The sequence below is a fragment of the Kurthia huakuii LAM0618 genome (assembly GCF_000505545.1).
In the GTDB taxonomy this organism is placed as follows: domain Bacteria; phylum Bacillota; class Bacilli; order Bacillales_A; family Planococcaceae; genus Kurthia; species Kurthia huakuii.
Genome location: NZ_AYTB01000017.1, coordinates 70,858 through 86,339, shown reverse-complemented (window position 1 = coordinate 86,339; position 15,482 = coordinate 70,858). Strand labels below are relative to the sequence as shown.

At 40.4% G+C, this 15,482-nt stretch carries 9 protein-coding genes and 3 pseudogenes; all 12 read right to left on the bottom strand.

The genetic code is table 11. The features are described from left to right. Window positions 1–2: 2 nt before the first annotated feature. On the bottom strand, window positions 3–1,463 hold the full coding sequence (gene gatA, locus V514_RS0115445) for an Asp-tRNA(Asn)/Glu-tRNA(Gln) amidotransferase subunit GatA (RefSeq protein ID WP_029500786.1): 1,461 nt from the start codon (window positions 1,461–1,463) through the stop codon (window positions 3–5). A 20-nt stretch (window positions 1,464–1,483) separates the two neighbouring features. Next, window positions 1,484–1,777, bottom strand: a complete 294-nt coding sequence (gatC, locus tag V514_RS0115440; RefSeq protein WP_029500785.1) for an Asp-tRNA(Asn)/Glu-tRNA(Gln) amidotransferase subunit GatC — start codon at window positions 1,775–1,777, stop codon at window positions 1,484–1,486. Window positions 1,778–2,065: 288 nt separating this feature from the next. Further along, window positions 2,066–3,214 carry a CamS family sex pheromone protein gene (locus V514_RS0115435; RefSeq protein WP_029500784.1) on the bottom strand — a complete coding sequence of 383 codons (1,149 nt, stop codon included), beginning with the start codon at window positions 3,212–3,214 and terminating at the stop codon, window positions 2,066–2,068. 16 nt (window positions 3,215–3,230) lie between these two features. Further along, on the bottom strand, window positions 3,231–5,237 hold the full coding sequence (gene ligA / locus V514_RS0115430) for an NAD-dependent DNA ligase LigA (protein ID WP_029500783.1): 2,007 nt from the start codon (window positions 5,235–5,237) through the stop codon (window positions 3,231–3,233). A gap of 12 nt (window positions 5,238–5,249) precedes the next feature. Beyond that, a pseudogene (locus tag V514_RS0115425) lies at window positions 5,250–5,681 on the bottom strand (ATP-dependent DNA helicase PcrA); the annotation flags it as partial. Window positions 5,682–5,793: 112 nt separating this feature from the next. Next, window positions 5,794–7,572 carry a reverse transcriptase domain-containing protein gene (locus V514_RS0115420; RefSeq protein WP_029500781.1) on the bottom strand — a complete coding sequence of 593 codons (1,779 nt, stop codon included), beginning with the start codon at window positions 7,570–7,572 and terminating at the stop codon, window positions 5,794–5,796. A 647-nt stretch (window positions 7,573–8,219) separates the two neighbouring features. Further along, window positions 8,220–9,350, bottom strand: a pseudogene (locus V514_RS19335) (3'-5' exonuclease); the annotation flags it as partial. Between the two features lie 890 nt (window positions 9,351–10,240). Further along, window positions 10,241–10,933 (bottom strand): annotated as a pseudogene (locus V514_RS0115410) (UvrD-helicase domain-containing protein); the annotation flags it as partial. Window positions 10,934–10,969: 36 nt separating this feature from the next. Further along, window positions 10,970–11,659 carry a heptaprenylglyceryl phosphate synthase gene (gene pcrB / locus V514_RS0115405; protein ID WP_029500778.1) on the bottom strand — a complete coding sequence of 230 codons (690 nt, stop codon included), beginning with the start codon at window positions 11,657–11,659 and terminating at the stop codon, window positions 10,970–10,972. A gap of 119 nt (window positions 11,660–11,778) precedes the next feature. Next, entirely contained in the window at window positions 11,779–12,102 is a 324-nt protein-coding gene (locus tag V514_RS0115400; protein WP_029500777.1) for a YerC/YecD family TrpR-related protein, read from the bottom strand. 142 nt (window positions 12,103–12,244) lie between these two features. Further along, window positions 12,245–13,975, bottom strand: a complete 1,731-nt coding sequence (locus tag V514_RS0115395) for an adenine deaminase C-terminal domain-containing protein (protein ID WP_029500776.1) — start codon at window positions 13,973–13,975, stop codon at window positions 12,245–12,247. 239 nt (window positions 13,976–14,214) lie between these two features. Then, complete coding sequence (gene purD / locus V514_RS0115390; protein WP_029500775.1) at window positions 14,215–15,471, bottom strand: phosphoribosylamine--glycine ligase; 1,257 nt, start codon at window positions 15,469–15,471, stop codon at window positions 14,215–14,217. Between the last annotated feature and the right edge of the window lie 11 nt (window positions 15,472–15,482).

Here is a 15,482-nt window from a genome sequence, read left to right as displayed (position 1 = left end):
GATTATTTTACCTCCCAAGTTTGAGGTTTTGCGTTGTGGAAGTCAGTAGCTTTCTCGAACGCATCTGCTACGCGGTAAATTGTGCCTTCTTCGAAGTATTTACCGATGATTTGTAAACCTACAGGCATGTCGTTATCAAAACCACATGGGATTGAGATAGCAGGAACGCCAGCTAAGTTAATTGGAACAGTTAAGATATCGTTTGCATAGACAGTCATTGGATCGTCTAAGTTTTCGCCTAATTTGAATGCAGTTGTTGGTGTTGTTGGACCAACGATTACATCATACTCTTCGAATACTTTATCGAAATCTTGTTTGATTAACGTACGAACTTGTTGTGCTTTTTTGTAGTATGCATCATACGTACCAGCTGATAATGAATACGTACCAAGCATGATACGACGTTTTACTTCATCACCAAAGCCTTGTGCACGAGTTTGTAAGTATAAATCTTCTAAGTTATCTGCCTCAGCACGGAAACCGTAACGGATACCGTCAAAACGAGAAAGGTTAGATGATGCTTCAGAAGAAGAAATGATATAGTAAGCAGCTAATGCGTATTTAGAGTGTGGAAGTGATACCGTATCAACTGTTGCACCAAGTTCTTTTAATTTTTCAATTGCAGCAAGAACTTGCGCTTTCACGCCTTCTGATACACCTTCTGCTAAGTATTCTTGCGGTACAGCAACTTTAAGACCTTTGATGTCGCCAGTTAATTCTTCAACATAGCTAGGTACTGCTACGTTTGCTGAAGTTGAATCGTGCTCATCCACACCAGCGATTGCTTCAAGTAATAAAGCGTTGTCGCGTACGTTGCGTGTGATTGGCCCGATTTGGTCTAATGATGACGCGAACGCTACTAAACCGTAACGAGATACGCGACCGTAAGTTGGTTTCATACCGACTACACCACAAAATGCTGCTGGTTGACGGATAGAACCACCTGTATCAGAACCTAATGTGAATGGAACTTCGCCAGCTGCTACTGCTGCTGCAGAACCACCTGAAGAACCACCAGGAGCGCGGTCAAAGTCCCAAGGGTTGTGAACTTTTTTGATTGCTGAGTTTTCGTTAGCAGAACCCATCGCAAATTCATCCATGTTTACTTTACCAACTGTAACCATGCCTGCTTTACGTAATTTTTCTACAACTGTTGCGCTATAGATTGGGTTGAAGCCTTCTAAAATTTTTGAAGCACATGTTGTTTCAATGCCTTCAGTCACGATATTATCTTTCACACCGATAGGTAAACCAAATAGTGGTCCACGTTCTTCGAATGGTACTTGATCTTTTTCAGCAGCTTCTTGTTCTGCTGCTGCTTTGTTTAAAGCTAAAAATGCGCCTACTTCGCCGTCTAAAGCGTCGATGCGTGCATATGCTTCTTTTGTTAAATCAGCGATTGTAATCTCTTTGTTTAAAAGAGCTTGTTGTAATTCAGCTGATGTTTTATCAAACAATGACATCATTGTCCCTCCTTGTAAAATTATTGAGCGATGATTGGTGGTACTTTAACTAAACCATCTTGTTGTTCTTTAACGTTTTTCATCATTAAATCGCGATCAAGACCTTTAGCAGGAATGTCTTCGCGGAATACGTTGTGAACAGGTAGAACGTGCGTAGTTGGTACGACGTCTGTTGTATCTAATTCTTGTAATTCATTAGCAAAGTCAGTGATTGCGCCTAATTGCGTCGCAAACTTTTCTGCCTCTTCGTCTGTAATCGCAAGACGAGCTAATTTCGCTACGTGTTTTACTTCCTCTACTGAAAGTTTTGCCATGTTATACACCTCCAAATTCGATAACCATACCGATAATAATATCATTTCTATGATTGTTTAATCAAGGCACTGTCATTCACTAAAGCGCCGTTCAACCGTTGTAAATAAAGGCTTCAAACCTTTTTATGCCAATTACTTTAAACAGCACTCTCAAATTATACATTAGAATTGTCTGAAAAAAAGCATTGTTTTCATGTACGATTGTTGCAGTTTGATGAAAACTTGTCTAGTCGCTTTCAAAAAAAAACGAGAATCGCATTTTCGCAATTCTCGCCCTCATGTCAACAATTAATCGTTGTAAATATGCACATACGGCTCTGCTTCTCCAGCCTCTTTTATAACTAGTGCTTCTGGTTTATTAGATGATGTGATGCTAATCTCAACTTGTAAATCCTTTTTAAATTGTGATGTTACAGCGCTTGAAACGTATTGCACAAAGCCAATCATTTCGCCTGTCCCATTAAATTTAATCGGAATTTCAATAGATAAACGTTGGATTTTACCATCGCTATAAAAGCCGCGGCCAATCACGTTTGTTCCGTTTGTAAAGTACGTATCGATGTCATCTTTAAATTTTTTAAAGTTATCGTTTGTTTCGCTGTACTTATCATCGGTGCTATCCGTTGGGAAGCGTACATATTCTTCATCTATCGTCTCCCATTTTTGAAGCGTTGATGACCCTTCGCCAGCTGTCGCCGATGCGATATAAGTCCCCGGTACGATATCTTTATGGCTCAATTGTTTGTATAAACCGACCGTAATCGGTACATTGCCAAGTCCATCCATATTACGCAGACGTTTCACGACTTTTTGTGCGATTTTTTGACCATTTTCTAAAAGCTGTGCAGGTGGAATTTCTTGCTCATATGTCGCACCATACTCTTCTTTTTGATAATAATAAATTGAGTTTAGCGCAAGCCCTATCGAGATGCCACCAAGCTTCACTTTTTTGTCGCCTGTTTTTGTTAAGTAGTTTTGTTCAATAATATGTGCCACGTAAATTGGTGCTTCTTCTGCGCGCTGTACCGGTGATAAACCTTTATCGCTTGGGTTTAAGCCTAGTTTATCTTGGTTGCTACGCGCAAGCCAGCTTCTTACTGTCTTAGCGTCTAAATATTGACCTTCTTGGAAATAATATTTATCGGTTGGGAATTGATTCAATGACAAGCGCATTAAACCCGTTTCCGCTTCTTGAATATCGTAGCGCGAATAAATATTCGATACGATTAAGCCACGCGCTGCACTTTCTTTATATGGGAGTAGCGTGCGGTAATATTGGTCATCAATTTGCATGCTCGGAATGATTGTGGATTCTGAACTTTTAGAAGTTGTTTCAGTCGTCGTTACTTCGGAGTTTTTATTAAACGAAGGTAGACTACAACCTGCTAATAAGGCCGTCGCAACCATCGCCGGAATCCAGCGAAGATGTCGTTTCATATATATGCGAGCTCCTTTACTCTGATAATTCTTCGATTAGGCGCTCTTCGTCCCAAACTTCAATGCCAAGTTGTTCGGCTTTATCGAGTTTTGAACCAGCTTCAGCTCCAGCGATGACAAGATCTGTCTTTTTGCTGACGCTCCCTGTGACGTTTCCACCTAATGCTTCTATTTTCGCCTTTGCTTCTGAACGTGTCAATCGTTCAAGTTTCCCTGTTAGGACGATTGTTTTGTTATTAAAGTTGCTATCGATTGCAGTCGTATCCACTTTTTTACCTGTATACGTCATATTGACGCCAGCCTCTCGTAGTCGCGCAAGCAATGCTTGAACCTCTTCGTTCGCAAAATACGTCACAAGTGATGCGGCCATTTTCTCACCGATTTCAAACACTTCTATCAGTTGTTCTTCTGTCGCGATCATTAAGGCGTCCATCGTGTCAAAATGCTCTGCTAACAGTTTCGCAGCCTTTGAACCAACATGACGTATGCCTAAGCCAAACAATAGCTGTTCTAGTGAATTCGTTTTTGACGCCTCAACCGCATCGATTAATTTCGTTGCCGATTTTTCACCCATACGCTCAAGTTGCACAAGTTCTTCCATATTTAAATGGTATAAGTCCGAGACATCTTTCACTAAGCCTTCGCGTAATAGCTGCGCAACAACCTTTTCGCCACAGCCGTCAATATTCATCGCATTACGCGAGACAAAATGCGCAAGACCTTCTGCAATTTGCGCAAAGCATTGTGGATTGACACAACGAAGCGCGACTTCATGTTCTAAACGCACAAGCTCACTATCACACGCTGGGCAATGCGTTGGCATCGCATATGGCTCTGCATCATCTGCACGTTGGTCAAATAACACTTGCTTCACTTCTGGAATAATATCGCCGGCTTTACGTATAATAACGTGGTCGCCAATGCGAATATCTTTTTCACGAATAATATCTTCATTGTGTAGCGACGCACGCTGCACGGTCGTTCCGGCAACGAGTACCGGTTCAAGCACGGCCGTTGGTGTCACAACGCCAGTACGCCCAATCGTTAAATCGATATCGAGTACCGTCGTGACAACTTCTTCTGCTGGGAATTTGTACGCAATCGACCAGCGAGGAACTTTTACAGTGTTGCCAAGCTCTTGCTGTTGGTCATAATCATCAACCTTAATGACAATGCCATCGATTTCATACGGTAATGTCGGGCGCTTTTCTGTCCATTCATCAATGTATGCAAAAACCTCTTCTAATGACGTACAAATGCGGCGCTCATGATTAGAACGGAAACCTAATTCTTCTAAAAAATCGAGTGCATCACTATGACAAGTCAAGCCAAATTCTTCGCCATTTGTACCGAGCGCATACATAAATGTAGCAAGATTACGACTTGCAGCGATTTTTGGGTCAAGCTGGCGCAATGAACCCGCTGCCGCATTACGCGGATTTGCAAACAAATTTTCATCACGTTCTGCACGTTCTTTATTTAAATTGTTAAATGAGCGCTTTGGCATATAACACTCGCCGCGTGCCTCAATCGTCACAGGTTTTGTTAAACGTAGTGGCACCGAGCGCACCGTTTTTAAGTTTTCGGTAATATTTTCGCCGATTGTGCCGTTCCCTCGCGTCGCACCTTGCACAAACACACCATCAACATATTTAAGTGAAATCGCTAAGCCATCGATTTTTAATTCGCACACATAACGAAACTTTTCGCCAATATTTTGACGGACACGTTCATCAAAAGCACGCACATCCTCTTCGTTAAATGTATCGCCAAGACTTAGCATCGGATGATCATGTGCTACTTTTTCAAACGCCGTTAATATTTGACCGCCGACACGTTGCGTTGGAGAATCCGGGAAACGTAAATCTGGATATTGCTCTTCGATATCAATCAGTTCCTTCATTAATTGGTCATAAACCGCATCCGAAACCGTTGGCGTATCCAAATCATAGTATTCGTGACCGTATTGCGTTAACACTTTATTCAATTCAGTCGCGCGTTGCTCTAGCTGTAGTTTTTCCACAAAAAACCCTCCTTATTGCTTCGTAATTGGCGCAAATTTCGCCATTAAACGTTTGATACCTGTTGGTGCTGGAAATGCGATATCAAGCTCCATGCCATCGCCTTCTCCGCGCACAGATACGACTGTACCCACACCCCATTTACCGTGCGCCGCTTTGTCGCCGACAGTCCACGACAACTTGCTGCCACCGGTATCTTTTAATGCCGATTTCGATGCGAGCGCTTTGCCACGCGTTTGTGCAGTCGATTGACGATAGCCTGATTGGCGGCGTGGTGCGCTATAAGCACCGCTTTGTGAAGAACGCTTTGTCATCGTTTCTTCGATTAACTCCGAATCAATTTCATTTAAGAAACGCGATGGTGTATTGAAACTTGAACGACCATATAACGTACGCATTTGCGCGCAGCTTAAATACAATTGTTTTTCGGCGCGCGTAATGCCGAATGGTGATAGGTAACCCTTTGATGCTATCTCCAGGTTTTCCCCCACCCCACACCGTGCGTGCGGCTTTCACCGCACACGGCGCTCCATCTAATCATCAATAGTTAATTTCGCATTATTTTAGTACTTCATAACCACATAATTTTCTATATTTGTTCAATTGTTTTAAGTTAATATAGGCTGGTAAATCTTTCAACTTCAAGTTCACATCATGTACGAATTTATGAGACGTTTTACTCAACATTATGAGATTACTATAACTGTCCGTACCACCCTTACTCAGCGGGATTTTATGATGTATATGAATTTCTTGCGGGTCCATACATAGGTATTCTGTATCTAAAATCGGCTCTTTCTTTTGCTGGTTCAGTAGACTTGGGATATAAATTATGTTACTACTATTTTTCCCTGTTCTAGTTCGGTTTTCAAAGAAATAATTTACCCATTCAAGTGCCTTATATCTTGTTTGATTCGGCTCCCATAGTTTGTGTATTTCATACATATAGTCCGTTGTACTTTTCACACTATGTTGCCGCATCTCCCATAGGTCAAGTAATTGTCCATTGACCATAAAACTCACATGTGGGTTACGAACTATGTCGATTTTAACATCGCCTCTACGTCGACACATTTTCTTCAATAACAATATGTGTATTCTACTTATAAGCCATGTTAGATTCGTGCAGATTGTATAGTAATTGAATATACCTCTCACATATACGATAAAGTAATCTAAATTACCTTTCCAAAGACACCATTCAAGTCGACTTTTCGTTTCTTTCCAAAGTTTCTTTTGGTCTTTCACCGAAATAATGAATGAGTTTGGTTTGGTACTATTCGTTTTACGATATTTAAAGCCTAGAAATTCTAGTTCAGCGTCTCCGTGGATGGGTATTAACTTGGTTTTATCCTCGTTTATTTCTAATCCATTTTCTTTACACCAATCTTCAAACATCATGATTGCGTCGTATATATCATATTTCCCTTTGCTTATAAAAACAAAGTCATCTGCGTATCGAATTATTTTTACTACTCTACGTTCTTGTAACCAATTGAAGTAAAATTTTCGACCACGTTTATAATTCTTGCCATGGTTTTTATGAATATTAGGATTTTGGATAATTTGGCGCCCGTTATCTCGTTTGAAATCATTTATTTCATGAAGTCGAAGTTCGAAATCATGAAACATCACATTGGCGAGTATCGGACCTAAAATTGTACCTTGTCTTAATCCAATTCCTTTATATTTTTCTTTTGGTTGTATCAAGTCAATCCACATTAACCGTTTTATACATTTCAGAAATGCTAAATCATGTATATTATGGTTTAACTTTAACTTATCTAACACTTTGTCAATTTGTACCGTATCAAAGTATTCTTTCAAGTCACAGTCGTATATGTGTCCTTCATTGTTGTATTGCAGAGTAGTTGCGATATAGGACATACATTCTTGTGCATTCCGATTTTTTCTAAATCCAAAGCTTTCAGGATTAAATTGTGCTTCAAGAATTGGTTCAAGGATATTTCTTACACATTGTTGTGCTATCCTATCATATAAATTCGTTATGCCCAACGGTCGCATTTTTCCATTGCTTTTCGGTATCATTACACGTCTTGCTTTACCTTGTTTTGAACCAAATAATCGATTTTTGATTTCCTTTATAACATCCTCAATATCTAATTTCATCATGTCATTAAAGGTCATGCCATCTGGACCTGCTGTTTTCTTGCCTTTATTACTGCCTATTATTTTAATTGAACACATAATGTTTTGTTCATCAATGACATATTGCCATAAGTGGTTAAATCGTGTTTTTGTTAATGCTTTTTCAAATAATATTTGTTCGATATCATTAATACCATATCGCCAAATATCTTTTTCTTTAACTTTCATCTATATCGCCTTCGTTCCACAAGGGATAGCGATTACTATTGATGTTAGACTTGGGGCCTTCCCTCCACTTCCATTACGAAGCTTCTACGGTACTATGCCCCTACTGACTCCCCTGTTCATGCTCTTTCATGCTTACGCAATCCCCAAGCGATTACTAAACGTCAGGGGTCTCAAACGTTCCGATATTACTAGGTATATAACTGTACTTAGGTTCCACCTTTATCCCGACTATATCTATTAAGTAGAACAACCCATTAGTTCTATCCATCTAACCCCCATACGATAGGGTATTTGGAATATAGTTCATTAGACAACATTTCTATTGCCCGCTCTACGAGACGTACATTCAGTGGTTCGTCATTAGTTATCTAAATTCTAACCATATACAGCTTCCCAGCCCGCACCATGTTCACAGTTATGTTTAAACTTTTCCTCAAGCAATGCTTGTTAGGGCTACTTAGCGCGACTTTACCCAGCTTCAGACACCTTGTTACCAAGATGCATGTGGGAGTATTAGCTTCCATCTAGTCACGGAGTTTATTAGGGTACTCCGCCGTGGTGTCGTAATATCAGTTGTTGCTATCAATTATTTTGATAGCCCTACCAATCCTTCGCTATTATGCGATTTCTGGTAAACGTTTCGTACCATACGCCAAACGACGCTCTTCTTCCATCTCGTCATTATCCATCAACGAACGCGCATGAGGGAAAATATTTTCTTCCATACCGATGATAAAGACAACCGGGAATTCAAGCCCTTTCGCCGAGTGCATCGTCATCAACACAACGCCACCCGTTTTTTGCTCTTCTTCCTCTTTACCAAGCTGGTCAATATCGGCCACGAGTGCTAAATCCGTTAAGAACGCAATCAATGTTTTATCATCGCTCTGTTCTTCAAATGTTTTCGTTACCGATAGAAATTCATTAATATTTTCTAAACGACTTTCCGCTTCGATCGTTTTTTCAGCTTTCAACATCTCGCGGTAGCCTGATTTATCTAGCACTTCTTCGACAAGCTCCGTTACCGACATATAATCTTGCATTTGCGTAAAGCGTTCAATCATTGCGCGGAAACCAATTGCTGAATTTGTCGCACGCATCGATAAGCCCATAAAATCAACTTCACGTAATGAGTCAAAAATCGAACGGTCTTGTTCAAATGCAAATTGCATCATGCGCTCAAATGATGTCGCACCAATGCTTCGTTTCGGTTCATTAATAATACGAGCTAGTGCAAGGTCGTCATCGTTATTAGCAATCAAGCGCAAGTACGCTAATAAATCTTTAATTTCTTTGCGGTCATAGAACTTCGTGCCGCCAACAATCGTGTACGTCATATTTGACTTCACAAGCATTTCCTCGATGACACGCGACTGGGCGTTCGTACGATAAAGAATCGCAAAATCCTGTTCATTGTAGCCATCACGCATTAATTCTTGAATTGTTTTCACAACAAACTGCGCCTCTGCCTTTTCATCATATGAACGATTCAGCGTAATTTTAGCACCTGCATCATTATCGGTACGCAATTCTTTTGGGAAACGACTCGCATTGTTTTTAATGACGCTATTCGCTGCCGCTAAAATCGTTTTTGTCGAACGATAATTTTGCTCCAGCATAATTGTTTGAGCTGCTGGATAATCTTTTTCAAATGATAAAATATTCGTAATATCGGCCCCGCGCCAACGATAAATCGATTGATCCGAGTCGCCTACAACACAAATATTTTGGAATTTCGATGCCATCATTTTCACTAATTTATATTGTGAATGGTTTGATATGGATAGGTAAACCTTTGATATTATCTCCAGCTTTTCCCCCCATTCACACCGTACGTGAGTTTTTCAACTCATACGGCGTTCCATCATTGTTAACCTATAAAATTAATTCATTATTTTCAGCTTTTATTCTTAAATTATTAAGCGTTTAAGAGTTTTAACTGACACAGTCAATATTATTCACCAACCATATTTGATTAGTTTTCACATTTCTTTTAGTCATACGAGAACCTGTGTATATAATAAATTATGTTTTTAGTCGTTAACATTGACTAGTGGCTATCCCTCCATCACTTATTATCATGACTTCATAGGTACTGTGCCACCACTTTCACTGACCTTAAATTAAGTTATACTTCCGTTTTCCTTAATACCACTTCTTCGACTGCTACATCTCCATGTGGTCAGCTTACCACGTTCCAACAATCCTATCTTTACATTCATTACTTTTAGGTCGTTCCTCTAGCCCTGTTAGCTTGATGATGCCTGTAACATCATAAGGTATTTCATAAAGACAAATCTTACTTTACCTCACTAACCCAACTTACAGTTGTTAATGTCCTTTCGAACACCTATACCTTTAGAGCCGTACATTCAGAACTTCGTCAGATAGACCTTTTATCGTCTACCATACTGACCATTTGTAATCTTATAGAATCCCAGCCTATCTATCACGAGAGATACCTCTATCCCTTATTCCTTCATTTCTGATTAGGGTGATATTCAGCTGACTTCACCGAGCTTATAACGATTTCTTAGTAGCATAATAATCGCTATTCGGAGTATTAGATTAGGCCTTTCAAGGCGTTACCCTTTCATTCGACCTATCAGATTGTCAGTTCTCCTAGCCGAGGGCTAGTGGCTAATCTTTTCAATTAGCAACGTGTCGCACTATCTTGATACTCATCGACGTGAATATATTGGAATTTATTTTGATAAAAATCTAACACTTCTGGCACTTCTTCAAATAAACGAATCGTCGTCATAATTAAATCGTCGAAATCGAGACTTTGGTTTTTCTCAAGGCGACGTTGATACGCTTCATAAACATTCGCAACTGTTTTTTCATGCGGATTGTTGTCATTGGCTGTCTCTTTAAATTGACGTGCCGAAATGCATTCATTTTTCGATGAGCTAATCGCATTTAATAGCGCGCGTGGGTCATGCTGTTTTGAGTCGATATTTTGTTCTTTTAATACATTTTTGATAACCGTCAGTTGGTCGGTCGTATCTAAAATCGTAAAGTTTTTGCTAAAACCGATGCGATCAATATCACGGCGTAAAATACGCACGCACATCGAGTGGAATGTCGATACCCACATTTGTTGACCTGTGCCATTTCCAAGCAAGGCATCAATACGGTCGCGCATCTCACGCGCGGCTTTATTCGTAAACGTAATCGCTAAAATATTCCATGGATTAACCATTTTTTCAATAACTAAATACGCGATGCGGTGTGTCAGCACGCGCGTTTTACCAGAACCAGCACCCGCCATAATAAGCAGTGGGCCTTCCGTCGCTTGGACTGCTTTTGCCTGTTCTGGATTCATACCATTCAATAAATTTTTCGTTAGTTGATCCATTGTGCACCTTCCTTTATACAAACGTTTGTTCTTATTCTAACACATTTCCTGTACAGCCTTCACTGTTTTCAATGCGGTTTTTAAATCGTCATAAATCACGTTACCAACAACGACGATATCTGCGTACGCAGCCATCGCTGTTGCTTGTTCAACCGACGTAATCCCACCGCCGTAAATAAGCTTCGTCTTGTTCAATACGCGGCTCACTTCATACACAAGATCCGGGTCGCCATATGTGCCGCTATATTCCATATAAAAAATCGGTAAATGGAATAACTCCTCGGCCATTTGCGCGTATGCCACGACATCATCATCATCTAAATCGGTATTCGCCGCAGTTAATTCCGCCACTTTACAATCGGGATTTAATACGCAGTAACCTTCTGCAACAATTTCATCCCAATTCATCATCATGCCGTACTCTTTAATGGCCGCATGATGCAAGTCTTTTACAAACGTCGTGTTCGTACTATTTAGCACGGTCGGAATAAAATAAAAATCGTAGCCAGGTGTGATTGATTCTAAATCAGAAACCTCTAATACGACCGGCACAGAAAAACGGCGCACGCGAGCTAATAAGTCGAGTACACCATCTATTGTAATATTATCAGTGCCACCAACTAAAATGGCGTCTGTTCCTGATTCACATAACTTCTCTAATGCTTCATCGTCGATGTCCTTTGCAGGATCCAACTTAAAGACATGCTTCCAATGTTGAAATTCCATTGTTCTCCACCTTTATCAATTTTCTATCCTCTTAGTATACATTGTCTAACGTTGTACGGCGAATAGAAAAAGGCCTTATCCTACTTTCGCATTCGTGTAGGATAGGCCTTTTACGTTGGTTATTTTCGCGTTGCTTCTGCGTAGCTTTTTTCGTCTGGATAAAGACGACCCAACATTTCGTCGTACGTGTCATTTCCGTAATCGAAGCAGCGTCGTACGCGTGAAATCGTTGCAGTAGATGCACCGGTTTCATTTTTAATCGCTTCGTATGTTTTTTTCAAACGTAATAAGTGTGCTACTTCAAAACGTTGTGCTAGTGATTGAATTTCACTAATCGTACATAAGTCATCAAAGAATTGATAGCATTCTTCAATATCTTTTAACTCTAAAATTGCTTTAAATAATTGTTCAGTTTGATGACCACGAATTTTTTCGATTTGCATGGGACACCATCATCCTCCTCCCACAGTTCGGGCAAGATTTTTACTATTATTCCTCTTTATTTTAGCACGTTAAAGCATAAGAGAAAAGTAAAAATACTTTCACTCGTGAAAGTGTCGCACTTTAACGTGTGAAAGGAAAATTTTAGCGCATGACCGACGGGAATAGTACTTGTTTTTTCATGACATCAAAAATACCGCGTTGTGTAATGCGAATGTACGGTAAATGTGTCGCTTGTAAAAATAGCAGCGTGTAAATTAAATCGCCATGCTTGTAGCCACGCTTTTTCACCGCACTTACGATACGCGCCTCTTCTACAATCAAATCCTCCATTGGTTTATCAGACATAATACCATCAAGTGTTAACGCCATTTTTTCAACGATTTCTTCACCGTCAACAACGACGATACCACCTTGCATCTCACGTACTTCACGGAATGCGCGCATCATCGACTTCATGCTTTTACCAATCAAAATAATGTCGCCGGTAATGGAATAACTCGATGCAAAGCCGTCTAAATGCGTTGCGAAACCTTTTAGCATCGTATTCACACGCCATTTCCCGTGACGGTCAACAAGCACAAGGAAACATTCATCATGGTCCTTCGCAAGGTCTCCTTCATTAACATGCAGATTAATGCTGTACGGTTTTGTAATCACATCATTGACCATCTCAATTCCAAACGGCATCGAGAATTGGAAGTCATCTTCTGTTAAATCAAAGTCGAGTGTTAATGGCTTATGATAATCATGTAATGCATAGTCTAATGACTGCACTTGCTTATGGTCGCGCTTGAGCCATTGTCCTTTTGATAGCACGCTAATCGGTGTCGGATGGAACTCATCTTCTAGCACGTTAATATTAGCTACGCGACCGGTCGCAATAAATCCTTGATATTTATCAAGATTATAATAGCGCGCTGTATTGTACGATGCCATTTGATACGCTTCAATTGGCGGCACACCCGCATCGAGTGCTACACGAATACATTTATCCATTAAACCATCGACATGGAAGTGCGGCATCGAGCCATCTGTCGTCATCATTAAATGGTCATACGTATGCCAATTTTCAGCTACCATATCGCGTAACATTTCTGGTAAATCCGGGCGAATCGATGAGTAACGAAGTGTCACATCATAACCATGCAATAAACGGTTCTTCACCTCGTCTATCGTCATGGCTTCATGGTCGCCATCAATGCCAAACAATTTCATTTTCGCTAATGTTTTTGTCGAAGAGCCTGGTAAATGCCCTTCGATTTTTTTACCGTAAGCACTCGCTAATTGTAGCCAATACAACAGTTGGTCATCGCCATCTAGTAAACGTGGCCACGATGTTAACTCACCAGCCATTAAGACATCTGGACGCTTGCCCCATTCCTTTAATGCGTGCCCTGAAAATAAATTATGCTCACGGATCATTTGTGTTTGAGAATCAAGTCGTACCCACCAATAAAACGTAAACGGTAATTTCTTTAACTCATCTAGTAGGTGAAATGCCTTGTTGTTTTTCATATTTAAATAAAGCGTCAAATTATCACAGAGCATTGTCGTCGTCCCTGTCTGTGCTGCAAAATCAGCAAATGTTACGGCATTGTATAACTGAAATGGATGTACGTGCGGCTCAATATAGCCCGGCACAAGCGTCTTTCCCGCCACATCTACAATTTCAGTGCCCTCGATATTCGTTGGCATATCCGGCCCGGCATAAACGATGCGTTCGCCCTCAATCCAAATGTTGCCGTGTAGCCATTGCTTTAATGTGCTATGCAGGTAGCGTGCGTTCTTTAACAACATAGATGGACCTTTTTTGCCATCTAATACATCTGCCTGCTGGTGTAAATCTTGTAGTTTCCAAGTTGGTTCAAGCATTTCTCCCACCTCTTTCATTATTATTTTTATGCATAGGTTTCTATTCATTCATACTTTTTAAACATCATATTGATTATCGTAACATACGACCTAACAATTAAGAATGCTTACAGCGGTTAATTAACAAGGTGTTCACAAAGTAAGGGATTTAATGTAAGCGTTCTCATTAATAGGTATAATTATGCCATATGCCTATTAAAAAAAGCTATCCAATTGCTCGGATAGCTTAAATATTTACATTACTGAAATGTACGCCAGCCAATATCATGACGATAGAAGAAATGTGGCCATTTCGTTTCGTTAATCGCCGCATACACTTGTTGTTGTGCTTCTTTTAAATTATCTGCTTGTGCCGCTACTAAAAGAACACGTCCGCCGTTGCCAACAAATTGTTCGTTCTCTAGTTTTGTACCCGCATGGAATACGTGGTGGTTTGCTGATAGCGCTGTTAAATCAGGAAGCGCATTGCCCTTTTCAACTGTACCTGGGTAGCCTTCAGATGCGATAACAACACCTAACATCGCCTTATCAGACCATTGTAAATCAAATGGCTTTTTATCAAGTAATGCCATCATGAAGTCGCCAAAATCAGAAGTCATACGTGGCAACACAACTTGTGTTTCTGGGTCGCCAAAACGTGCATTGAATTCAATTACTTTCGGACCTTGTGCCGTTAAAATAAGGCCGGCATATAAAATACCTGTAAATGATTTGCCTTCTTGTTCCATTGCAGCAACTGTTGGCACAACGACTTCATCATAGGCGCGTTTTACGATTTCCTCTGAAATTTGTGGTACCGGAGAGTAAGCACCCATACCACCTGTGTTTGGACCTTTATCACCATCATAGGCACGTTTATGATCTTGTGCGATAACCATTGGATAAATTTGACCATCATGTACAAATGACATGTATGAAAATTCTTCGCCATCTAAAAATTCTTCGATGACAACGCGTGATGATGATTCACCAAAACGTTGGTTGCCGATCATGTCACGTACTGCTTCGATTGCTTCACGTTCTGTCATTGCGACAATAACACCTTTACCTGCTGCAAGGCCATCTGCTTTCACAACGATTGGCGCACCTTGTTTTTGAATGTATAGTGCCGCTTCCTCTGCGTCTGTAAATGTTGCATAAGCTGCTGTTGGAATATTATATTTCGCCATTAATTCTTTCGCGAATGATTTTGAGCCTTCGATTTGTGCCGCTGCTTGCGTTGGACCAAAGATGCGTAATCCTTCTGCTTGGAATGCATCGACGATTCCCTCTGCAAGTGGTTGTTCAGGACCGACAAATGTTAATGCAACATCGTTTGTTTTTACAAATTCAATAAGTGCTTTAAAATCATTTTGTGCGATAGCTACAAGCGTCGCATCGTTTGTCATACCATCATTACCTGGTGCTACAAATACTTCTTCTACTGATGGAGCTTCATTAAATTGTTTCGCGATGGCGTGTTCACGACCGCCGCTTCCGATTACAAGAACTTTCACGGATTCGTTCC

Coding starts and splice junctions, on each gene's coding strand:
- gatA (WP_029500786.1), bottom strand. CDS start 1,463: ATGTCATTGTTTGATAAAACATCAGCTGAATTACAACAAGCTCTTTTA.
- gatC (WP_029500785.1), bottom strand. CDS start 1,777: ATGGCAAAACTTTCAGTAGAGGAAGTAAAACACGTAGCGAAATTAGCT.
- V514_RS0115435 (WP_029500784.1), bottom strand. CDS start 3,214: ATGAAACGACATCTTCGCTGGATTCCGGCGATGGTTGCGACGGCCTTA.
- V514_RS0115420 (WP_029500781.1), bottom strand. CDS start 7,572: ATGAAAGTTAAAGAAAAAGATATTTGGCGATATGGTATTAATGATATC.
- pcrB (WP_029500778.1), bottom strand. CDS start 11,659: ATGGAATTTCAACATTGGAAGCATGTCTTTAAGTTGGATCCTGCAAAG.
- V514_RS0115400 (WP_029500777.1), bottom strand. CDS start 12,102: ATGCAAATCGAAAAAATTCGTGGTCATCAAACTGAACAATTATTTAAA.
- V514_RS0115395 (WP_029500776.1), bottom strand. CDS start 13,975: ATGCTTGAACCAACTTGGAAACTACAAGATTTACACCAGCAGGCAGAT.